Consider the following 20,669-nt stretch of genomic DNA (forward strand, 5'->3'; position numbering starts at 1 on the left):
GACTTGCTTTGATGCGTTATCACAACGCCGCCGGGGTATTGCCCAGGCGGCGTTTTTGCATCTGCGTCTGTGCCCGGCTATTCGCCCTTGGCCTTGAGCAAGTGCTGCACTAGAGTGGTGGCTTGTTCAAGGAGCCTTTATGCAGCTGGACCCTTCCAGTGGCTGGTGCGATGGCATCCAGCACTGCCCATCGCCGAACTTCAATCAGCGGCCGCTGGGCGAAATTTCTCTGCTGGTGATCCATAACATCAGCTTGCCGCCCGGACAGTTCGGCACGGGTAAGGTGCAGACGTTTTTTCAGAATCGTCTGGATGCGAGCGAACATCCTTATTTCGCCAGCATTGCCAGCCTGCAGGTGTCCGCTCATTTCTTTATCGAACGTGATGGCGCCGTTACGCAATTCGTCTCCTGTAATGAGCGCGCCTGGCATGCCGGGGTGTCGCGGTTTGCCGAGCGGGAAAACTGTAATGATTTTTCCTTAGGTATCGAGCTTGAAGGCACGGATGATTTGCCGTTCACGGCAGCGCAGTATGCTGCGCTGATTGAGTTGACCCGGCAGCTGCAGGCGGTTTACCCGGTTATCACCCAGGAGCGCATCTGCGGGCATAGTGATATTGCGCCGGGCCGGAAGACCGATCCCGGCCCGGCATTTGACTGGCAGCGTGTGCGCATGGCATTGCAGCAAGACAAGGAGCTGACATGAATTTTCTGGTGCTACTGCTGGTGTTGTGGGTCGAGAAGTTCTCGTCCTGGCGTAAGCCCATTCAACACGATGGCCCATGGTTGCGGTTATTGACGGCAACTGAGGGCAAACCGCAGTGGGTTCAGCGGCCTTGGCTGGTGCTGGCTGTGCTGGTGCTGCTGCCGTTGTTCGCTTTGGGTTTGATTCTGCTGGTGCTGAAGCCAGTGGCTTATGGTTGGCTGGCGTTGCCGGTGCATCTGTTGGTGGTGATCTACAGCCTGGGGCGTGGAGATTTGCTGGCGGCGCTTGGGCCGTTTCGCGACAGCTGGCGCCGTGAAGATGCCGAGGCGGCGTATCTGGTGGCGCGGCGTGATCTGGCACTGGAGGCGGATGAAGAGGGCGAGTTGCTACAGCGCGTGCAGGGTCATCTGGTTTGGCAGGCCTACCAGAGCTTCTTTGCGGTGATCTTCTGGTATGCGCTGCTGGGGCCATTGGCGGCGCTGGCGTATCGACTCGTTGCCCTGGCCAGCGAGCATGCCACTGTGCCGGCCATACGTGAGGCTGCCGTTCAGGTGCGTCATGGCTTCGACTGGTTACCGGTGCGTGTACTGGCCGCCAGTTTTGCCTTGGTCGGCAACTTTGCCGGTGTCAGTCGGACCTTGCTGCATGAGCTGCTCAGCTGGGATATCAGCGCGGCGCAATTGGTGATCATTACTGCGCGGGCTGCTGGCGAGACGCCAGAGCCGGTGATTGGTGAGGTCGGTGTCAGCAGCCTGGACGGGCTGTGGCAGCTGTTGGTCCGTGCCGCGGTGTTCTGGTACGCGGTGTTCGCCCTATGGACCTTGGTTATTTAAGGTTATTCATTCCACAGCCATGCCGCGCCACGTACACCGCTTGAGTCGCCGTGGCGAGCCTGCAACAGGCGCGTGTTGACCTGATCGGAAAACACATAGCGCGGCAGCAGTGGCATTACCTGGGAGTAGAGCGCGGTGCTGTTGGACATGCCGCCGCCCAGTACGATCACATGCGGGTCAATCAGATTGATCACTGACGCCAGGCCGCGCGCCAGTTGGTCGCAATAGCGGTCAACGGCCTGTTGCGCATCAGCATCGCCAGCCTCTGCGGCGCTCACCAGGGCGCTCGCTTCTAGGCCAAGATTGCTACGTGCCGCCCAGCCCGGGCCGCTGAGAAAGGTCTCGATACAATCATCCAGACCGCAATAACAGCGTCGGCTCGGACCATCTTCACTGCGCCGCCAAGGCAGCGGATTGTGCCCCCATTCGCCGGCAATGGCATTCGGGCCGCTAAGCAGTTGCTGGCGTACGACCAGGCCGCCGCCAACGCCGGTACCCAGGATTACTCCGAAAACACTCATGGCACCTTCGCCTGCGCCATCGCAGGCTTCTGATAGGGCAAAGCAGTCCGCATCATTGGCCAGGCGCACTGGGCGCTGTAAGCGCTGCTCAAGGTCGGCCTGCAGATCCTCGCCGATCAGACACTGCGAGTTGGCATTCTTGATCCGCCCATGGTCAGGGGAGCGTGTGCCGGGGATGCCGACACCGACGCTGCCGCGGCTGCCCAGTTCGCGCTCGCAATCTTCAACTAAGCTGGCAATCAGGGCGACGGTTTTCTGGTAATCGCCCTGCGGCGTTGGGGCGCGGCGGCGCAGGACTTGCTGGCCGTTTTCCAAGGCGATTATTTCGACTTTGCTGCCACCCAGATCAATACCGAGCTTCAGTGATGTGCGCATCATTAACCTTAAGTTACAGAGGTTGGAGTCGATAAGAGGTATACATGACGTCATGCTCGGCCGTTATTTTGTGACATGCATCACGTAAATCTGCCCATATTTACACCGTTGATACAAATGCCACAGGTCGAGCAGCAAGGGACATACAAGCTGCCGTTTGAGATTCTGCACGGCCGTTTTGTAACCGTACACCACAATAATTAGAACTGGAGACGTCCTGTGAAGACCGTGTTGTATCCGGCCATCGCGCTCATGAATCGCCTCAGCTTCGGCATGAAGTTCAGCCTGATCAGTGTTCTGTTCTTTCTGCCCATGCTGGTCACCAACTTCTATCTGGTGCGTGACTCCTATCGGCAGTTCATTAGCACCCAGGCGGCTCTCGAGAGCATTGATCTGCTCGGTGAAAGCCTGACGCTACGGCGTAATCTCGAAGACTTTGTCGACCTTACCGAGGTCAACGCGATGATCGGTCAATCCGGTCAGGCGGGTGATCTTGAGGCGCGCCTGGTCAAGCTGCAAGGCGGCATCGGCGAGACGTTGCAGGGCATGGCAGCAGTTGTACGTGAGCCAGAGCAGATCGAGGAATTCAACAGCAAGCGCGATCAACTGATTGCCGAGCTGGCTGCTGTGCAGTCCGAGAGCTCACTGCAGGGCAAAATCGCCCTGGCCGAGAAACTGCTCGGCAGCTCTCAAGTATTTATCAAGCTGGTCGCTGCTCAAGCCGGCTTGAGCCAGGACCGTCAGGGCGCCGTACGGCAGATGGTCGAGCTGGTCACCGTGGATACGCCAAAGGTTACGGCCGCGCTTAGCGAAGGTCGTGCGGTGGGCGCTTACTCCCTGGCTCAGGGCTTTCTCAACTCGTCTGCCAGCACCACGTTTGACGAACTGCTGCTGGAGCTGGAAAAGCTGCATGCTGAGTACGGCCTGAATCTGCAGGCATCGCTCAACAGCAGTGCGCAGGCCCGCACTGAGTTGGCCAGCCAAGCCGCGAGCAGCCTGGAAACCCTGAAAACTATTGCGGTGCTGTTTGAAGACAAGGTGGTCATCGCCGATTCGCTGGATACGCCTTGGTCGCAGTTTTACGCGGACGTCAGCGGCGCAATGGAGCAGACCTACCAGCTGAATGATGCGGTGCTGGTGTTCCTCGACAAGCAGTTGCAGGTGCGTCTGGAGGAGAATCGGACACAGATGGTATTGCTGGTAGCGGCCCTGCTGGTGGTGTTCCTGCTGATCGTATACCTGTACGGCGGCTTCTACGTTTCGATACGTACCACGCTGAAAAAACTCGGCCAGGTGATGAACCAGGTTGCGGCGGGCGATATGACCGTTAGCTTCAAGGCGCAGAGCCAGGATGAGTTGGGCGAGCTGGGCCAGGTGTTCAATGAGACGGTCAGCAAAATACATGAGCTGATTCAGCGCGTAGGGCAGACGGTTATTGAGGTCGAGCGCCAGGCTGACCGGGTACAGCATGTCTCGGGTGAAAGTAATCAGGCCGTGGCGGGGCAGCGCGCCCAGATTGACCTGATTGCTACTGCCATGAACGAGATGTCGGCGACCGCGCAAGAGGTTGCCCAGAGTGCGGCGGCGGCTGTTGGCAGCGCACAGAGCGTGAATGATGAAACCGTCAGTGGCCGTGTGCTGGTTGAGTCTCAGGTTGGCAGCATCCAGCGACTGTCTGGGGAGATTGATCAGTCAGTTGCGGTGATCAACAAATTGGCCAGTGACAGCGCCTCGATCAGCCAGGTGCTGGACGTGATCAAGGGCATTGCTGAACAGACCAACTTGCTGGCGCTGAATGCTGCCATTGAGGCAGCGCGTGCCGGAGAGCAGGGTCGTGGATTTGCTGTAGTGGCCGATGAAGTGCGCAACCTGGCCAAGCGTACCCAGCAGTCCACCGAAGAGATCGAGTCAATGATCGCCAAGCTGCAGGGCGGTGTCGGTGCGGCAGTCAAGGCGATGAATGCCAGCCATCAGATGGCGAATACCACCGTCAGCGAGTCCGGCAAGGTGCAGCAGGCGTTGGAGAATATCCTCGGTGCGGTCGGCATGATCGTTGACCAGAACCAGCAGATCGCCACCGCTGCCGAAGAGCAGACCGCCGTAGCGCAGGATATCGATCAGAACATCGTAGAGATCAGCCAGGCCGGCGAGCGTACCGCCGAAGGTGCCAGCCAGACCGAGCAGGCCAGCCGCGAGCTGTCCGGGCTGGTAGCGCGTTTGAAACAGTTGATTAGTGCATTCCGCGTCTGATCAGCAACTCGTTTGGAAAAAGCCCGCCACCTTGGCGGGCTTTTTTATGCTCGGCAGTCAGCGTGGCTCAGGCGCGCTCGGCCATCGCCGAGAGGGCCACGGAGGTAGCGGCTGTGCGGGTTTCCACGCCGAGCTTCACGTACACGTGCTCCAGATGTTTGTTCACCGTGCGCGGGCTGAGGCCGAGGATGTCGCCGATGTCGCGGTTGGTCTTGCCGCAGGCCACCCAGCGCAGCACTTCTACTTCGCGTTCGGTGAGCTGAAAGCGCGCCGAGAGGGTGGCATAGGCTGGTTCGTCGTTGAGCGTCAGCGGCTGCGCCTGGCTGGCCGCTCGCGCCGTTTGCAGGATGCGCGCGGTGCGCAGGTGCGAGGCGACGCGGGCGAGCACTTCCTCGGTATTGATCGGCTTGGTCACGTAGTCGATGCCGCCGGCGGCGAAGCCTTTGACCACGTGTTCGCTGTCGGTCAATGCGGTCATAAACAGCACCGGAATATCGGCGGTGGCGGCATCAGCCTTGATCCGCTGGCAGGTCTCGAAACCATCCAGCCCCGGCATCATCGCGTCGAGCAGAATCAGGTCGGGACGCCGGCGCTGGATGCGGCTCAGTGCGCTCAGACCATCCAGCGCCACCAGCACCATATAACCCACTTCATCTAGGGCATCGGAGAGCAGCGCCAGGTTGTCCGGCGTGTCGTCGACGATCAGGATCACCCCGCGCTCTGCTGCGCTGGAGTGCTGCTCAGATGGATTGGTCAGCGCGTTCATGCTCGGCCTCCTTGAGTTGGCGGTTGAATTCGTCCAGGCGGTAGCTTTTCACCAGGGCACGTAATGGCGCGGTGAAGCGGGTGCTGGCGGGTGTCAGCCGATCAATGGCGTCGAGTTTCTCCAGAATGCCGCGGATATAGCCCATGGCGCCGAGCTCGCGCAGTGCCTCGAGGTCTTCGGCATTGGGACGTACGCTGCTTTCTAGCATCGGCGTTGGCCGTGGTGCGGTGCGCCGCAACCATTGCAGATCAAGTTGTTTTTGAATGCGTTCGAGCAGCTCTGGGGTGTGCACGGGCTTGGCCAGGTAGTCGTTACAGGCGGCGGTGACACTGCGTTCGCGGTCATCAGCGAAGGCGTTTGCGGAGATCACGATGATCGGCGCCTGGGACATGGCATTGCGACGGATCAACCGGCTGGTTTCCCAGCCGTCCATCTGTGGCATCGACAGGTCCATCAGGATCAGATCGGGGTGCAGCAGGGCGGCTTGGCGAATCGCTTCCTGGCCGCTCGCGGCCTGGGCGATGTTGAAACCCAGTGGTTCGAGCATGCCGGCCAGCACGCGGCGGTGCTCGATATGGTCATCCACCACCAGCACCAGGCGGCGCGGGCCTTGGTAGCCAATGATGTCGTGCTCCACATGCACCACGGCTTGCGGCACGCGCACCTCGGAGAGGAACAGGCGCACTTGGAAGCTGGTGCCCTGATCCGGCACGCTCTTGACGGAGAGTTCTCCGCCCATCAGTGAGGTGAGCATGCGGGTGATGGTTAGGCCGAGACCGACGCCGTTGTCCTGGCGCATCAGGTCGCCGCGCTCGAACGGCTGGAAAATTCGCTCGATCTGCTCAGGGTCGATGCCGATACCGGTGTCAACGATCTCGAAGCTGGCGGTTTCGCGCAGGTAGCTGACACGTAAGCAGACTTCGCCGCTGTCAGTGAAACGCACGGCATTGCCAAGCAGGTTGATCAGGATCTGCCGCACGCGCTTCTCATCACCGCGCACCACCGCCGGCATGCGCCCGCTGGTTTCTAGGCGAAAGCGCAGGCCCTTTTCTTCAGCCTGAGGGGTGAACATGCGTTCGAGCTGATGGATAAAGTCGGGGAAGGGGATTTCCGTCAATTCCAGGTTGAGTTTCCCCGCCTCGATTTTGGCCACATCGAGCAGACCATCGATCAGCGACAGCAGGTGTGAGCCGCTGCGGAAAATGGTGGCCAGGGCGTCATGGTGCTGCCCCGGCATGCCGGCGTCACGCTGCAGAATCTGCGTATAACCGAGGATGCTGTTAAGCGGCGTGCGCAGCTCATGAGACAGCCCGGTGACGTAGCGGCTCTTCGCCGCGTTGGCCGCTTCGCTGGCTTCCTTGGCTTTCTGCAGCGCTTCATCGGTTTTGCGGTGGGCTTCGATTTCCTGCATCAGCAGCTGGGTCTGGCGATCGGATTCCTCCTGGGCCACGCGACGGCTTTCGCGGGTCAGCACCACCCACCAGGCAAGGATCGCGGCAAACAGCGAGAGGGTCAGGAAGGCCTTGAGAAAGGCTAGATAGAGCGCCTCCCGAGCTTCCGGTGATTGTGCAACCAAACCTTGGGATACCTGGCCGTAGATCAGCGCGAGGGCGCCGAACAACAGCGCCACCAGTACCGTCAGCAGACCGAGGTATTGCGCCAGGCGGCTGTGTAGGCGCGGGATCGAGACGCGTGGGAATAACCAGCGGATAAAATCATCGAGCTGCTCGGACAGCCGTGCCCGTGGTTTGCAGGCGTCGCCGCAGCGCGCGTCGAGTGAGCAACACAGCGAGCAGATGGGCGTGCTGTAGGCCGGGCAGAAGGCCATGTCTTCGCTTTCAAAGGCGTTGCTGCACAGTCCGCATTGCACAGTGGTGGTCACGCCAAGCGGGTAGAGCAGCAGTGGATCGCTGCTGCGGGCGAGGTAATAACGGCCGCCGGTGAGCCAGGCAATCAGTGGGGCGAAGAGCATGGCCGAGCCCAGCGCGACAATCGGTGAGGCCGCCTGCGGCAGTTGGCCGAAGACACCGCCGTGGGCCAGGATCGACAGCAGAGATGCGATCAGCATGGCGCCAACACCGACCGGGTTGATGTCGTAGAGGTGCGCGCGCTTGAACTCGATGTGCTTGGGCGACAGCCCCAGCGGCTTGTTGATCACCAGATCAGCGACCACCGCGCCGATCCAGGCGATGGCGATATTGGCGTACAGACCGAGCACTTCTTCGATGGCCTGAAACACCCCAAGCTCCATCAGCATCAGCGCGATGGCCACGTTGAACACCAACCACACCACGCGGCCTGGGTGGCTGTGGGTGACGCGGGCAAAAAAGTTCGACCAGGCCAGGGAGCCGGCGTAGGCGTTGGTCAGGTTGATCTTGATCTGGCTGACGATAACAAACAGCACCATAGCCGCCAGCGCCCACTCGGGTGAGCTGAACACGTAGTTGAACGCCACCAAATACATCTGCGTCGGTTCGGCGGCGCGGTCCATGGGGATTTCATGCTGCAGGGCGAGAAAGGCAAGGAAGGCGCCGGCGAGCATTTTCAGCGCGCCGGGGATGATCCAGCCCGGCCCGGCCATCAGCAGCGCCGCCCACCAGCGCTTGCGGTTGCGCCGGGTCTTTTCCGGCAAGAAGCGCAGGTAGTCGACCTGCTCACCAATCTGCGTCACCAAGGCCAGGCCCACGGTGCACGCCGCGCCGAAGTACAGCAGATTGAACGCACCGCCTTCACCCTCGCGGCCGGCGAAGGTGGTCCAGTCGCTGAATGCCTCGGGGTTTTTGCCGATGACGAACACGTAGGGCAGCAACAGCAGAAACAGCCACAGCGGCTGGCTCCACATCTGCAAGCGGTTGATCAAGGTGATGCCGTAGGCCACCAGCGGGATGACGATCACTGAACAAATCACATAGGCCAGCGCCAGTGGGATGTTGAAGTACAACTCCAGGGCCAGGGCCATGATCGCCGCCTCAAGGGCGAAGAACAGAAAGGTGAAACTGGCGTAGATCAGCGAGGTGATGGTTGAGCCGATATAGCCGAAGCCCGCGCCACGGGTCAGCAGGTCCATGTCCACACCGTAGCGGGCGGCGTAGTAGCTGATCGGCAGGCCGGTGAGGAAAATAACCAGCGCCACCGCCAGTACGGCCCACAGCGTATTGGTGAAGCCGTAGCTCAGCGCCAGGGCGCCGCCAATGGCCTCCAGCGCGAGGAACGACACCGCGCCCAAAGCGGTGTTGGCGATGCGCAGCTCGGACCACTTGCGAAACGACTTGGGGGTAAACCTTAGCGCGTAGTCCTCCATGGTCTCGTCGGCGACCCAGCTGTTGTAGTCGCGGCGGATCTTGACGATGCGCTGGGTGCCAGTCGGTTGCACGGAGGACGCTCCTGGGCGTGGTTAATACAGATGTTTGAATTTGCAACATCCATGCCCTGCGTCCGCAGCGCCTGTCCTTGCGCGCGCGAGCTTTTATCTGCCTGCAGCTTGGGCGCGATCTTGCACTGCTTTGGGGCGTCGGGCTGTACGTCAGATGACGTATGCCGTTACGTCAACCTGCGTATACCGCCTCGGGAGGTGAGCAACGATGCTGGTGGCGAACCGAACTGGTACCCGCAAGGCGAGCCAGGGAGGAAAACCACCCAGAGGAGCATGACCATGGATTCACCGACTCGCTTTCTCCCTCGTCGGCTAGCGTTGGGTGCTGCGGCACTCTCGTTGCTGGCGGCCAGTGTGTTCAGCCAGATGGCTTTGGCTGATGACGTCAACACTACCGGCTTGGCCATTACCGATACCGAAGTAACGGTCGGCCAGCTGCACTCGGCCACCGGCACCATGGCCATTTCCGAAACCGGTTCGATCCAGGCCGAGCGTCTGGCCATTGAGCAGATCAACGCCAGCGGCGGCATCCTCGGTCGGCAGATCAAGATCATTCAGGAAGACGGCGCCTCCGACTGGCCAACCTTCGCGGAAAAAGCCAAGAAACTGCTGGTTGGCGATAAGGTTGCCGCGGTGTTCGGCTGCTGGACTTCAGCCTCGCGTAAAGCCGTGCTGCCGGTGTTCGAGAAGGAAAACGGCCTGCTGTACTACCCAACCTTCTATGAAGGGTTGGAGCAGTCGAAGAACGTTATCTACACCGGCCAGGAAGCCACCCAGCAGATTCTTGCCGGCCTCGACTGGATCGCCAAAGAAAAGGGCGCCAAGACCTTTTACCTGATCGGCTCGGATTACATCTGGCCGCGCACCTCGATGAAGATCGCCCGTAAGCACATCGAAAACGTGCTTGGCGGCACCGTGGTGGGCGAAGAGTACTACCCGCTGGGCAACACCCAGTTCGGCTCGCTTATCAACAAGGTCAAGCTGAAGAAGCCTGATGTGGTCTTCGCGGCAGTCGTGGGCGGCTCCAACGTGGCCTTCTACAAGCAGATGAAAGCGGCTGGTGTGAACAGTGCCAAGCAAACCCTGCTGACCCTCTCCGTGACTGAAGACGAGCTGCTCGGCATTGGCGGCGAGAACATGGAAGGTTTCTACGCCTCCATGAAGTACTTCCAGAGCCTGGATAACCCGAACAACGCCGCGTTCGTCGAAGCCTTCAAAGCCAAGTTCGGCCAAGACTCGGTCATCGGTGACGTGACCCAGGCCGCCTACCTCGGCCCATGGTTGTGGAAAGCCGCAGTTGAGAAAGCTGGCAGCTTCGACGTCGACAAAGTGGCAGCAGCCTCGCCGGGCATCGAGCTGACCACTGCGCCTGAAGGCTACGTCAAGGTGCACGAGAACCATCACCTGTGGAGCAAGACCCGCATTGGCCAAGTGCAGAAAGATGGCCAGTTCAAGGTGGTCTTCGAGTCCGACCTGATCGAGCCAAACCCATTCCCTAAAGGCTACCAGTAACAGCGGTTTAGGCCGGAGCCGGCCGCAGGCGTACCCATCAGGGCACGTCTGCAGCCCATCCGGCCTGAGCTTTTTCTTTCTTCCAGCAGGAGACCATCATCATGGAATGGCTATCGGAATTTGGTGCCATCGCGGCCATGCAGGGCTTCAACGGCTTGTCCGTTTTCTGCGTACTGCTGCTGATGGCCCTGGGGCTGGCGATCATTTTCGGCCAGATGGGCGTGATCAACATGGCCCACGGTGAGTTCCTCACCATCGGCGCGTACACCACCTATGTGGTGTCGATGCTGACCGAGCAATACGCGCCGTTTTTCGGCCCTTACTATTTTTTTCTCGCCATCGTGCTGTCGTTTTTTATCGCCGGTGCGATTGGCTGGCTCGTCGAGTGGGCGATGATCAGCAAGCTGTATCAGCGCCCGCTGGATACCTTGCTGGCCACCTGGGGGCTGTCGCTGGTGATGCAGCAGGCCTTTCGTTCGATCTTCGGCGCGCGTGAAGTCAGCGCCACCCTGCCGGAGTGGCTGATGGGTTCGTGGAACCCGACTGAGGCCATTGATATTCCGCGTAACGGCCTGTTCGTCATGGGCCTGACTGTGCTGATGACCGCCATGATCTTCATCATGCTCTACCGCTCGCGCTGGGGTTTGCAGGTGCGTGCCACTGTCCAGAACCGGCTGATGAGCCGCGCTGTAGGGATCAATACCAAAAAGGTCGACCGCATGACCTTCGCCCTTGGTTGCGGTGTCGCCGGTGTCGCAGGCGCAGCCTTCACCACCATCGGCTCAACCGGGCCAACTGCCGGTTCGCTGTACATCGTCGACACCTTCCTGGTGGTGGTCTTCGGCGGTGCGTCGAGCCTGCTCGGCACCATTGCTTCGGCCTTCAGCATTGCTCAGGCGCAGTCGCTGATGGAGTTCTTTATGAGCGGTTCGATGGCCAAGGTGTTCACCCTGTCTGCGGTGATCCTGATTCTGATGCTGCGTCCGCAAGGGCTGTTCTCCATCAAAGTGCGCAAATAAGGAGCCGTCCCATGAATCCGACACTCGATAAGTTTCTCGGCGGCAAGCAGGGCGCGATTGGCCTTGCGGTGCTGGCCACGTTGATCCTGGTGGTGTTTCCGCTGGCGCTTGATGCCTTTCGCCTGAACATGGTCGGCAAGTACCTGACCTACGCCTTCGTCGCCGTCGGCTTGGTGCTCTGTTGGGGCTACGGCGGCATTCTCAGCCTCGGCCAGGGCATGTTCTTCGGCCTTGGCGGTTACTGCATGGCGATGTTTCTCAAGCTTGAAGCCAGCGACCCGGAAAGCACCAAGATCCAATCCACCCCCGGTATTCCGGACTTTATGGACTGGAACCAGATCACCGAACTGCCGATGCTCTGGCAGCCGTTCCACAGCTTCGGCTTCACCTTGCTGGCGGTGATTGGGGTACCGGTGATTCTCGCGCTGGTGATCGGCATGGCGATGTTCAAACGCCGTGTGGGGGATGTGTATTTCTCCATCGTCACCCAGGCGATTGCGCTGATTCTCACCGTGCTGATCATCGGCCAGCAGGGCCTGACCGGCGGGGTTAACGGCATCACGGACCTGAAGACCCTACTGGGTTGGGATATCCGCGACGACAGCTCGAAGATGATCCTCTACTTCATCAATGCCTTCCTGTTGTTCGGCTGCATCCTGCTGGGTCGCTTCATCCTCGCGTCCAAGTTGGGGCGGCTGCTGATGGCCATGCGCGACAAGGAAGAGCGCGTGCGTTTCTCCGGCTACGACGTGGCCAGTTTCAAGATATTCGTGTTCTGTGTGGCGGCGGCGTTTTCCGCGATTGGCGGGGCGATGTTCGCCTTGCAGGTGGGCTTTATGTCGCCCAGCTTCGTCGGCATCGTGCCGTCGATCGAGATGGTGATTTTCGCCGCCGTCGGTGGGCGCATGTCGCTACTCGGTGCGGTATATGGCGCGCTGCTGGTCAACTTCGGCAAGACCTATTTTTCCGAAACCTTCCCCGAGCTGTGGCTGTACCTAATGGGCGGCCTGTTTATCGCCGTGGTCATGTACTTCCCCAATGGCATCGCCGGTCTGTGGGAAAGCCACGGGCGCAAATGGCTGGGCAAACTCAGCGGCAAACCTGCGCCGCTTGCCGCCCCCGTGCCGCTACCTGAAGCGCCTGCTACCAGCAGCCAACCCCGTGAACTGGAGACCACACCATGAGTCAGCCAAGTGCATTTCAGATGCCCAAGCCAGTTCTGGCCATTGAGGGCCTGACGGTGTCGTTCGATGGTTTCAAAGCGGTGGATGACCTCAACCTGTATATCGACCGCAACGAAGTGCGCGTGGTGATCGGCCCCAACGGCGCCGGTAAAACTACGGTGCTGGATTTGATCTGCGGTAAGACCCGCGCCACCGCCGGCAGCATCCAGTTCGAGAACCGCGAGCTGACCAAGATGCGTGAGTTCGACATTGTCCGTGCCGGCGTTGGGCGCAAGTTTCAGAACCCCTCGATCTACGAAAACCTCACGGTGTTCGAGAATCTGGAAATGTCCTATCCCAAGGGCCGCAAGGTATGGGGTGCGCTGTTCTTCAAACGCACGGCGGAGGTGATCGAACGGGTTGAGCAGATCGCCGCCGAGATCATGCTCACCGACAACCTCTACCTGCAGGCCGACCTGCTGTCCCACGGGCAAAAGCAGTGGCTGGAGATCGGCATGCTGCTGATGCAGGACCCGGCGCTGTTGATGCTCGACGAGCCGGTGGCTGGCATGAGTGTCAGTGAGCGGGCGCAGACCGCCGAGCTGCTCAACCGCATCAGCAAGGGGCGCTCGGTGCTGGTTATCGAGCACGACATGGAGTTCGTCAAAAGCATTGCGCACAAGGTCACTGTGTTGCACCAGGGCAAGGTCCTGGCCGAGGGCAGCATGGACGCGGTGCAGAGCAACCCGAAAGTGATTGAGGTGTATCTGGGGCACTGAGCCCTGTTTGTAGGGTGGGAATCGCTGCAGGAATTTCCACCGCTGCGGCGGGCAGCGAAGCGTTGTCCGCCCTACCGGAACCGTATTGGAGTGACGCTTATGTTCCAGATCAGCAATCTCGCCTCCGGCTACGGCCAGAGCCAGATCCTTCACGACCTCAACCTGAATGTGCAGAAGCGCGAGATCGTCGCGGTGATGGGCCGCAATGGCATGGGCAAGACCACCCTGTTCAAGAGCCTGATGGGTGTACTGCCGCAGTGGGGTGGGCAGATCAGCGTAGATGGTCGTGATATCTCCAAGCTGGAAACCCACGAGCGGGTGGAAAGCGGCATCGCCTATGTGCCGCAGGGGCGGATGATTTTCCCCAGCATGACCGTGCTGGAAAATATCCAGACCGGTCTGCCAGCCTCGGCCAAGGGCAAGGTGCCGGAGGATTTGTATGCGCTGTTCCCGGTTCTGCAGGACATGCGCCATCGCAAGGGCGGCAACCTGTCTGGCGGCCAGCAACAGCAGTTGGCCATCGCCCGCGCGCTGGCGACCAACCCCAAGGTCTTGCTGCTCGATGAGCCGACCGAGGGCATTCAGCCGTCGATCATCAAGGACATCGCCCGCACCCTGAAGGAGATCCGCAACCTGCGTGACCTGACCATCGTGGTGTCGGAGCAGGTGCTGTCGTTCACCCTGGAAATTGCCGACCGCTTCCTGGTGATTGAGAAGGGCAAGTTCGTGGTTGAGGAAACCCGTGACAAGGTGGATGAGGCGACCATCAGCCGCTACTTGTCAGTCTGATTCCTACCTTTGCTCACCCCCCGCGCACTTGTGTTCGAGGGGCTGAGAGCCGCTTTACGGCTGGCGTGTTCTCCATGCGCTGGCCGCTTTTTCGTGCCTCTTAAAAATCGCCTTAACGCCTTGCTGATAGGGGTTTTGCGCATACGTCATCCGACGTATTTGCGGTTTGTCCTGGCCGTTGAAAACTAGCTGCGTACCCCGGCGCGACAGCGCCATGCCTCCCTCAATGGCTCAGGAGCTTTGTCATGACCGAAACGCTGATCAAGGTCGACCTTAATCAACCTGCCACCGAAAATGAGCAGATCCACAACCGCTGGCACCCAGATATTCCGATGGCCTGTTGGGTCAAACCAGGTGACGACTTCATCCTCGAAACCTACGACTGGACCGCCGGCGCGATCAAGAACAATGACGATGCCAGCGACGTGCGCGATGTGGATCTGTCCACCGTGCACTACCTATCCGGCCCAGTCGGTGTGCACGGCGCGCAGCCGGGCGATCTGCTGGTGGTCGACCTACTCGACATCGGCGCGATGCCGGACTCGCAGTGGGGCTTCAACGGCTTTTTCTCGCGGCAGAATGGTGGTGGTTTTCTCACTGACCACTTCCCGATGGCGCAGAAGGCGATCTGGGACTTCAAGGGCATGTTCACCAGCAGCCGGCACATTCCCGGGGTGAACTTCGCCGGTTTGATCCACCCGGGGCTGATCGGCTGCCTGCCTGATCACAAGATGCTCGCCGAGTGGAACAAGCGTGAGCAGGAGCTGATCGACACCGACCCGCACCGCGTCCCGGCCTTGGCCAACCCGCCGATGGCGCCGACCGCGCACATGGGCAAGATGAAGGGCGAGGCCCGCGATCTGGCTGCACTGACCGGCGCGCGCACCGTGCCGCCGCGTGAGCATGGCGGTAACTGCGACATCAAGGATTTGTCGCGTGGCTCGAAGATCTTCTTCCCGGTCTACGTTGACGGCGCTGGCCTCTCGGTAGGTGACCTGCACTTCAGCCAGGGCGACGGTGAAATCACCTTCTGCGGCGCCATCGAAATGGCCGGCTGGGTGCACATGAAGGTCGAGTTGATCAAAGGCGGTATGGCCAAGTACGGGATCAAGAATCCGGTGTTCAAGCCAAGCCCGATCACCCCGAACTACAAGAACTACCTGATCTTCGAAGGCATCTCGGTGGACGAGGCCGGCAAGCAGCATTACCTGGACGTCAACATCGCCTACAAACAGGCTTGTCTGAATGCCATCAACTACCTGACCAAGTTCGGTTACTCGCCAGCTCAGGGTTATGCGCTGCTCGGTTCGGCGCCGGTGCAGGGGCATATCAGTGGCATCGTCGACGTGCCCAACGCCTGCGCAACCCTGTGGCTGCCGACGGAAATCTTCGACTTCGACATCAACCCCAACGCCAATGGCCCGACCAAGTTCCTCGACGGCAGCATCGACTTGCCTATCGCCCCGGATAAGTAAGCCGACTTACCCCTCTCTCCTCTGCGGGAGAGGGGCAGCTGTGTCTTTGCTGATTAGGAGCCTGCCATGCCGATTTACGAATACGACTGCGCCACCTGTGGCGACTTTACCCAGCTGCGGCCCATGGCTGAGCGCGACCAGCCCTGCGGTTGCCCTTGGTGCGGTGGCGACAGTGTACGGGTGATCCTCAGTGCCCCGCGCTTGTCGACCATGTCCGGCAGCCAGCGTGCGGCCATTGCGACCAACGAGCGCAGCGCCAATGCTCCGCAAACGGTCGAGGAATACGCGCAAAGCCGCAAGCACCCGAAAGGTTGTGGTTGCTGCACACCCAACAAACCGCTGGCACCGACCAAGGCCAATCCGCATGCACTGAAAACCAAACCCAGCGCCCGGCCCTGGATGATCAGTCACTGAGTCCGTAGCCCGGGTTGCATCCAGGTTACGACCTGAGGCGGTTGAGCTTTTGTAGGGTGGACAACGCTCTGCTTGTCCACCGTTGCCATTTCCGTGGTGGAAAACGCTGCGCGGTTTTCCACCCTACGTAACAAGTTGAGGATTTCTTTATGCGTCACGGCGATATTTCCAGCAGCCCGGACACCGTCGGCGTCGCCGTCGTCAATTACAAGATGCCGCGCCTGCACAGCAAGGCCGAAGTGCTCGACAACGCGCGCAAAATTGCCGAGATGATCAAGGGCATGAAACTCGGCCTGCCGGGCATGGACCTGGTGGTGTTCCCCGAGTACAGCACCATGGGCATCATGTACGACAAGGACGAGATGATGGCCACCGCCGCGACCATCCCCGGCGAGGAAACGGCGATTTTCTCCGCCGCCTGCCGTGAGGCCAAAACCTGGGGCATTTTCTCGCTCACCGGCGAGCGCCACGAGGAGCACCCGCACAAGGCACCGTACAACACCCTCATCCTGATCAACGACCAGGGTGAGATCGTGCAGAAGTACCGCAAATGCATCCCCTGGTGCCCCATCGAGGGCTGGTACCCGGGCGACCGTACCTATGTGTCCGAAGGCCCGAAAGGCATGAAGATCAGCCTGATCATCTGCGACGACGGCAACTACCCGGAAATCTGGCGCGACTGTGCGATGAAGGGCGCCGAGCTGATCGTGCGCTGCCAGGGCTACATGTACCCGGCTAAGGAACAGCAGGTGTTGATGTCCAAGACCATGGCCTGGGCCAATAACTGCTACGTGGCGGTGGCTAACGCTGCGGGATTCGATGGCGTGTATTCCTACTTTGGCCACTCGGCGATTATTGGCTTCGACGGCCGTACCCTGGGTGAGTGTGGTGAGGAGGAAATGGGTATCCAGTACGCCCAGCTGTCCGTCTCGCAGATCCGCGATGCGCGGGCCAACGACCAGTCGCAGAATCACCTGTTCAAGCTGCTCCATCGGGGCTACACCGGCGTGTACAACTCCGGCGATGGCGACAAGGGCGTTGCCGATTGTCCATTCGATTTTTACCGCACTTGGGTTATGGACGCGCAGAAAGCCCAGGCGGATGTGGAGAAATTGACCCGTTCAACCATCGGTGTGGCGGACTGTCCGGTCGGCGAGTTGCCGCATCCGGGTAAGGAACGGACGGCGGGTTAAGCCATGCCCTTTGCCAACGACCTGATTGAGCACAATCGCGAGCGGCTGGCTGAGTCGGGCGCGGTGTTTGGTTTGCAGTCACGCTTTGTCTTCGAGCCCGTCCGGGTAATGGAGCTGCTGCGCGCGCGGATCATTGGTCAGGATGCCGTGCTGGCGCAGATCGAAGCCATGCTCAAGGTGATTAAGGTGGATATCGCCGAGGGCGAGCGGCCGTTGACGGTGAACCTGTTTATGGGCCCCACCGGCGTCGGCAAAACCGAGATCGTGCGTTTGCTGGCGCAGGCGCTTCATGGCCGGCCGGATGCGTACTGTCGCATCGACATGCACACCCTGGCTCAAGAGCATTACGCGGCCGCACTGGCCGGTGCGCCGCCGGGTTATGTCGGCAGCAAGGAGGGTACGACGTTGTTTGATGCAGAGGCGATTCAGGGCAGCTACAGCCGCCCCGGTATCGTCCTGTTCGACGAGCTGGAAAAGGCCAGTAAGGAGGTGTTGCGCAGCCTGCTCGGCATTCTCGAACACGGTCAGCTGACCCTGGCTGCCGGCACGCGCACCCTCGACTTTCGTAACAGCATGATCTTTATGACCAGCAACATCGGCGCGCGCGAGGTCAGTGATTACCGTGCGCGATATACGCGTGGTTGGCGGCGTTGGCTGGGCCTCAAGCCGCCAGCGGATAATCAGCTGGTTGAGCGCGCTTTGCATCGGCACTTCGAGCCGGAGTTCCTCAATCGAATTGATCGCATCCTTGGTTTTCAGCACATCGAGGAGGAGTGGCTAGAGGCCTTGCTGGAGATCGAACTGAGCAAGCTCAACCAGCGCCTGATCAAGCAAGGGCGGGTGCTGTTGCTGGACGAGTCGGCGCTGGACTGGCTTTGCCGTGAGCATGATGTGCGTTTCGGTGCCCGAGCCATGGGGCGCAGGTTGCGCACCGAACTTGAGCCGGCAATTGCCGATTGCCTGCTGGCTGACCCGAGCATTACTCGGTTGCTGGCACGGGTCGAAGGTGGGCAGCTGCGGGTGGTGGCGGATGCCCCTTAGTTAGTTCCAGCCAAACAATTGGGCAGCATTTTGGCTGCTGGCGCTAGCCAGCACGTCGCTGCTGATGCCGCGTAATTCGGCCAGGGCTGCACAGATATCAGGTAAATGCTCCGGACTGTTGCGCTGATTGGGATGCATCGCCGGCGCCATGTCCGGTGAGTCGGTTTCCAGCACGATCGCCTCCAATGGCAGCTGCGCCACCACCCTGCGCAGGCGCAGCGCTTGCGGCCAGGTCGGCGCGCCACCGAGGCCAAGTTTGAAACCCAGCTTGAGGTATTCGCGCGCTTCCTCGTAGCTGCCGGCGAAGGCGTGGATGATGCCGCCACGCGCAGGCTTGAGGCGTTTGAGGGTGGCGATTGTCGCAGCGTGGGCGCGGCGTACATGCAGCAGGGCGGGCAGCTCGAATTCGATGGCCAGCTTGAGCTGTGCTTCAAACAGCTGTTGCTGCCGTTGGCGATCCAGCTGTTCGAGAAAGTAGTCCAGGCCAAACTCACCCACGGCGCAGAGCTTGGGGTGGCCGGCGCAGCGGGCTAGCCAGTCGAGCAGTTCATGCAGGTGCGCAGGCTGATGTTCATCGAGATACACCGGATGCAGGCCGAAGGCGGCGTACAGGCCATCTTCAGCCAGCGCCAGATTCCACACGCGCTGCCAGTTAGCCTGATGCACGCCAAGCACCACTAAACGCTCGACCCCAGCTGTGCGACAACGCGCGAGTAGTTCGTCGCGATCGGCATCGAAGTCGGGAAAATCCAGGTGGGTGTGGGTGTCGATCAAGCGCATGGCATCAGGGCTAGCAGCGGTTGCCGGAGAGGTTCAGTCGACGCGCTTCTTCGTCACTCACACATTTGCTGTCGGAGCCTTGCACGATACGTGGTGACTTATCGCGAATGCTGCTGGTGAAGCTGTCGACAAAGCGTTGTGCTTTGCTCTGATCGTCAAATTGTCGCGCTGAGCTTTGGTTCGAGGTGTAGCTGCCATTACTGGCTGCAAAGCATTGCGAATAGCCCTCGCAAGTCAATTCCACGTACCAATAAGATTGGCGGATTTCTACGCCGGCGAGGCTGTGTGTGGCGAGCAGGCAGAGGAGGGTGAAGATCGGTGTGCGCATAACGTTACTCCCTGTAAGTTAGGGCACTAGCCTAAGCCAGCAGAGTGGTTCAGGGAAGCAAACAGCGCTTGCTTGGCCTTGCTTGGGGTTGCAGCATGCGGCTCATCGGATCACGCGGGTTGCTGCACATGATGTTTAGCCTCAATAACATGCTGCTGGTGGGCGCAGCGCTGCTGTTGGCCTGCTTGCTCTTTCAGCCGCGCTTGATGGCTACGCCCGGATGGCGAGCAACCGTAACGCCGTTAGCGTCGATTATCGGCTCTGGCTTCCTGGTGGCTGGGCCGATTCTCGCGCACGCTGTTGGCCCTTTGACCTGGTTGGCGATGTTGGCTTTATGCGGCTTGAGTTACTGGTTTGGTGCGGCCATTCGCTACAACATTCGTTATGTTGAGCCGAGCCTGGCTGATCATCCACCGCGCTATCAGGTTGGCTTGGAGCGGATTTCTGAGCTGGCATTGGCGCTGGCGTATTTTGTTTCAGTGGCCTACTACCTCAATCTCTTCGCTGCGTTTGGCATGCGCATGGGCGATCTAGTTGAGCCTATGTGGACGCGGGTAGTGGCCACCGTCGTGATCGCCAGTATTGGCCTGCTCGGTGCGCTGCGCGGCTTGGCCGGGCTGGAGCGGCTAGAGGTAATGGTGGTGGCCTTGAAGCTGGCGCTGATCGGCGGGCTGGTGGTGATGCTGGCGCAGGTCAACCTGTCGGCGCTGCTGGACGGCTCATTCAACTGGGCGGGGCAAGCGCATCTGCAGGGTATGCAGCAGCTCGAAGTGTTGTTGGGGCTGGTGATTCTGGTGCAGGGTTTTGAAACCTCGCGCTATCTCGGCAGCCAATACGACGCCACTACCCGTATTCGCAGCATGCGTTGGGCGCAGTGGATCGCCTGCGCAATCTATCTGGCGTTCTTGTTGTTGATTACCAGCTTGTTCAACGGGCAGTTGCCACCCGAGGGCGGTGAGACGGCGATCATCGACTTGCTGCGGCCGCTGGGGCTGTTGGTTGCGCCGCTGCTGATTCTCACCGCGCTGGCGTCGCAGTTATCCGCTGCGGTCGCCGATATGAATGGTGCCGGCGGGCTGCTGGCGGAGTCATCGAAGCGGCGTTTGCCAGTACGCGTAGGCAACCTGATTACTGCCTTGGTGGCGATTGCGATCACCTGGACGGCGAATATCTACGAGATCATCACCTATGCCTCGAAGATGTTTGTCATCTATTACGGCTTGCAAGCATTGCAGGCAGCATTGGCAGCATGGCGACGTGGCCAGCGTTGGCACGCGGCGGGGTTTGCGGCGGGGGTGGTGGTGGCGCTGGCGATTATCGTGCTAGCTAAGCCGGTAGCTGCTTAGCCGAGAGCA

At 60.3% G+C, this 20,669-nt stretch carries 18 protein-coding genes and 1 pseudogene; 14 read left to right on the forward strand and 5 right to left on the reverse strand.

Features of this window, described 5'->3' with window-relative positions; all coding sequences use genetic code 11:
* Positions 1–139: 139 nt before the first annotated feature.
* Positions 140–703 (forward strand): 1,6-anhydro-N-acetylmuramyl-L-alanine amidase AmpD, encoded by a 564-nt coding sequence (gene ampD, locus ACIGEK_RS07210; protein ID WP_397492629.1) that lies wholly within the window; start codon positions 140–142, stop codon positions 701–703.
* Positions 700–1,536 (forward strand): regulatory signaling modulator protein AmpE, encoded by an 837-nt coding sequence (gene ampE / locus ACIGEK_RS07215; protein WP_397492630.1) that lies wholly within the window; start codon positions 700–702, stop codon positions 1,534–1,536. Before ampD ends, ampE begins: the two co-directional genes overlap by 4 nt.
* Before the next feature lie 2 nt (positions 1,537–1,538).
* Here the strand turns inward: ampE and ACIGEK_RS07220 are convergent, their stop codons facing one another.
* Positions 1,539–2,432: an ROK family protein gene (locus tag ACIGEK_RS07220; protein ID WP_397492631.1), complete on the reverse strand. Its 894-nt coding sequence runs from the start codon at positions 2,430–2,432 to the stop codon at positions 1,539–1,541.
* A gap of 1,188 nt (positions 2,433–3,620) precedes the next feature.
* On the opposite strand from ACIGEK_RS07220, the pseudogene ACIGEK_RS07225 reads away from it, so the two are divergent.
* Positions 3,621–3,824, forward strand: a pseudogene (locus ACIGEK_RS07225) (HAMP domain-containing protein); the annotation flags it as partial.
* Positions 3,825–3,977: 153 nt separating this feature from the next.
* Entirely contained in the window at positions 3,978–4,682 is a 705-nt protein-coding gene (locus ACIGEK_RS07230) for a methyl-accepting chemotaxis protein (protein WP_397493097.1), read from the forward strand.
* Positions 4,683–4,749: 67 nt separating this feature from the next.
* Here the strand turns inward: ACIGEK_RS07230 and ACIGEK_RS07235 are convergent, their stop codons facing one another.
* Entirely contained in the window at positions 4,750–5,448 is a 699-nt protein-coding gene (locus ACIGEK_RS07235; protein ID WP_397492633.1) for a response regulator, read from the reverse strand.
* Positions 5,423–8,821: an ATP-binding protein gene (locus ACIGEK_RS07240; protein ID WP_397492634.1), complete on the reverse strand. Its 3,399-nt coding sequence runs from the start codon at positions 8,819–8,821 to the stop codon at positions 5,423–5,425. Before ACIGEK_RS07240 ends, ACIGEK_RS07235 begins: the two co-directional genes overlap by 26 nt.
* Positions 8,822–9,100: 279 nt before the next feature.
* On the opposite strand from ACIGEK_RS07240, the gene urtA reads away from it, so the two are divergent.
* The 9 genes from urtA to ACIGEK_RS07285 all read left to right on the forward strand — a co-directional run bounded on the left by urtA (position 9,101) and on the right by ACIGEK_RS07285 (position 18,206).
* On the forward strand, positions 9,101–10,333 hold the full coding sequence (gene urtA / locus ACIGEK_RS07245; protein ID WP_397492635.1) for an urea ABC transporter substrate-binding protein: 1,233 nt from the start codon (positions 9,101–9,103) through the stop codon (positions 10,331–10,333).
* A gap of 101 nt (positions 10,334–10,434) precedes the next feature.
* On the forward strand, positions 10,435–11,352 hold the full coding sequence (urtB, locus tag ACIGEK_RS07250) for an urea ABC transporter permease subunit UrtB (RefSeq protein ID WP_397492636.1): 918 nt from the start codon (positions 10,435–10,437) through the stop codon (positions 11,350–11,352).
* An 11-nt stretch (positions 11,353–11,363) separates the two neighbouring features.
* Positions 11,364–12,536, forward strand: a complete 1,173-nt coding sequence (gene urtC / locus ACIGEK_RS07255; RefSeq protein WP_397492637.1) for an urea ABC transporter permease subunit UrtC — start codon at positions 11,364–11,366, stop codon at positions 12,534–12,536.
* Entirely contained in the window at positions 12,533–13,294 is a 762-nt protein-coding gene (gene urtD / locus ACIGEK_RS07260; protein ID WP_397492638.1) for an urea ABC transporter ATP-binding protein UrtD, read from the forward strand. Before urtC ends, urtD begins: the two co-directional genes overlap by 4 nt.
* A gap of 99 nt (positions 13,295–13,393) precedes the next feature.
* Positions 13,394–14,083, forward strand: coding sequence for an urea ABC transporter ATP-binding subunit UrtE (gene urtE, locus ACIGEK_RS07265; RefSeq protein ID WP_397492639.1), 690 nt, complete (start codon positions 13,394–13,396; stop codon positions 14,081–14,083).
* Between the two features lie 245 nt (positions 14,084–14,328).
* Positions 14,329–15,558: a formamidase gene (fmdA, locus tag ACIGEK_RS07270; protein ID WP_397492640.1), complete on the forward strand. Its 1,230-nt coding sequence runs from the start codon at positions 14,329–14,331 to the stop codon at positions 15,556–15,558.
* Positions 15,559–15,624: 66 nt separating this feature from the next.
* The gene (locus tag ACIGEK_RS07275; RefSeq protein WP_397492641.1) at positions 15,625–15,972 is read left to right on the forward strand and encodes a zinc ribbon domain-containing protein; all 348 of its coding nucleotides are present in this window, start codon (positions 15,625–15,627) and stop codon (positions 15,970–15,972) included.
* 149 nt (positions 15,973–16,121) lie between these two features.
* A complete protein-coding gene (locus ACIGEK_RS07280) occupies positions 16,122–17,165 on the forward strand; it encodes an aliphatic amidase (RefSeq protein WP_397492642.1) in 1,044 nt (347 codons plus the stop codon).
* A gap of 3 nt (positions 17,166–17,168) precedes the next feature.
* The gene (locus ACIGEK_RS07285) at positions 17,169–18,206 is read left to right on the forward strand and encodes an AAA family ATPase (protein ID WP_397492643.1); all 1,038 of its coding nucleotides are present in this window, start codon (positions 17,169–17,171) and stop codon (positions 18,204–18,206) included.
* Here the strand turns inward: ACIGEK_RS07285 and ACIGEK_RS07290 are convergent, their stop codons facing one another.
* Positions 18,207–18,986 carry a TatD family hydrolase gene (locus ACIGEK_RS07290; RefSeq protein ID WP_397492644.1) on the reverse strand — a complete coding sequence of 260 codons (780 nt, stop codon included), beginning with the start codon at positions 18,984–18,986 and terminating at the stop codon, positions 18,207–18,209.
* Positions 18,987–18,996: 10 nt separating this feature from the next.
* A complete protein-coding gene (locus ACIGEK_RS07295; RefSeq protein WP_397492645.1) occupies positions 18,997–19,314 on the reverse strand; it encodes a hypothetical protein in 318 nt (105 codons plus the stop codon).
* Between the two features lie 95 nt (positions 19,315–19,409).
* On the opposite strand from ACIGEK_RS07295, the gene ACIGEK_RS07300 reads away from it, so the two are divergent.
* Positions 19,410–20,660: a hypothetical protein gene (locus ACIGEK_RS07300; protein ID WP_397492646.1), complete on the forward strand. Its 1,251-nt coding sequence runs from the start codon at positions 19,410–19,412 to the stop codon at positions 20,658–20,660.
* Positions 20,661–20,669 lie beyond the last annotated feature (9 nt).

This window comes from Pseudomonas sp. NPDC079086 (genome assembly GCF_044542155.1).
Taxonomy (GTDB): Bacteria; Pseudomonadota; Gammaproteobacteria; order Pseudomonadales; family Pseudomonadaceae; genus Aquipseudomonas.

Excerpts from the sequence above, each read along its gene's own strand:
- ACIGEK_RS07290 (WP_397492644.1), bottom strand. The coding sequence starts at position 18,986 with ATGCGCTTGATCGACACCCACACCCACCTGGATTTTCCCGACTTCGAT.
- ampE (WP_397492630.1), top strand. The coding sequence starts at position 700 with ATGAATTTTCTGGTGCTACTGCTGGTGTTGTGGGTCGAGAAGTTCTCG.
- ACIGEK_RS07230 (WP_397493097.1), top strand. The coding sequence starts at position 3,978 with ATGTCGGCGACCGCGCAAGAGGTTGCCCAGAGTGCGGCGGCGGCTGTT.
- urtC (WP_397492637.1), top strand. The coding sequence starts at position 11,364 with ATGAATCCGACACTCGATAAGTTTCTCGGCGGCAAGCAGGGCGCGATT.
- urtB (WP_397492636.1), top strand. The coding sequence starts at position 10,435 with ATGGAATGGCTATCGGAATTTGGTGCCATCGCGGCCATGCAGGGCTTC.
- fmdA (WP_397492640.1), top strand. The coding sequence starts at position 14,329 with ATGACCGAAACGCTGATCAAGGTCGACCTTAATCAACCTGCCACCGAA.
- ACIGEK_RS07275 (WP_397492641.1), top strand. The coding sequence starts at position 15,625 with ATGCCGATTTACGAATACGACTGCGCCACCTGTGGCGACTTTACCCAG.
- ACIGEK_RS07285 (WP_397492643.1), top strand. The coding sequence starts at position 17,169 with ATGCCCTTTGCCAACGACCTGATTGAGCACAATCGCGAGCGGCTGGCT.
- ACIGEK_RS07220 (WP_397492631.1), bottom strand. The coding sequence starts at position 2,432 with ATGCGCACATCACTGAAGCTCGGTATTGATCTGGGTGGCAGCAAAGTC.
- ACIGEK_RS07280 (WP_397492642.1), top strand. The coding sequence starts at position 16,122 with ATGCGTCACGGCGATATTTCCAGCAGCCCGGACACCGTCGGCGTCGCC.
- urtE (WP_397492639.1), top strand. The coding sequence starts at position 13,394 with ATGTTCCAGATCAGCAATCTCGCCTCCGGCTACGGCCAGAGCCAGATC.
- urtA (WP_397492635.1), top strand. The coding sequence starts at position 9,101 with ATGGATTCACCGACTCGCTTTCTCCCTCGTCGGCTAGCGTTGGGTGCT.
- urtD (WP_397492638.1), top strand. The coding sequence starts at position 12,533 with ATGAGTCAGCCAAGTGCATTTCAGATGCCCAAGCCAGTTCTGGCCATT.
- ACIGEK_RS07300 (WP_397492646.1), top strand. The coding sequence starts at position 19,410 with ATGCGGCTCATCGGATCACGCGGGTTGCTGCACATGATGTTTAGCCTC.
- ACIGEK_RS07235 (WP_397492633.1), bottom strand. The coding sequence starts at position 5,448 with ATGAACGCGCTGACCAATCCATCTGAGCAGCACTCCAGCGCAGCAGAG.
- ampD (WP_397492629.1), top strand. The coding sequence starts at position 140 with ATGCAGCTGGACCCTTCCAGTGGCTGGTGCGATGGCATCCAGCACTGC.
- ACIGEK_RS07295 (WP_397492645.1), bottom strand. The coding sequence starts at position 19,314 with ATGCGCACACCGATCTTCACCCTCCTCTGCCTGCTCGCCACACACAGC.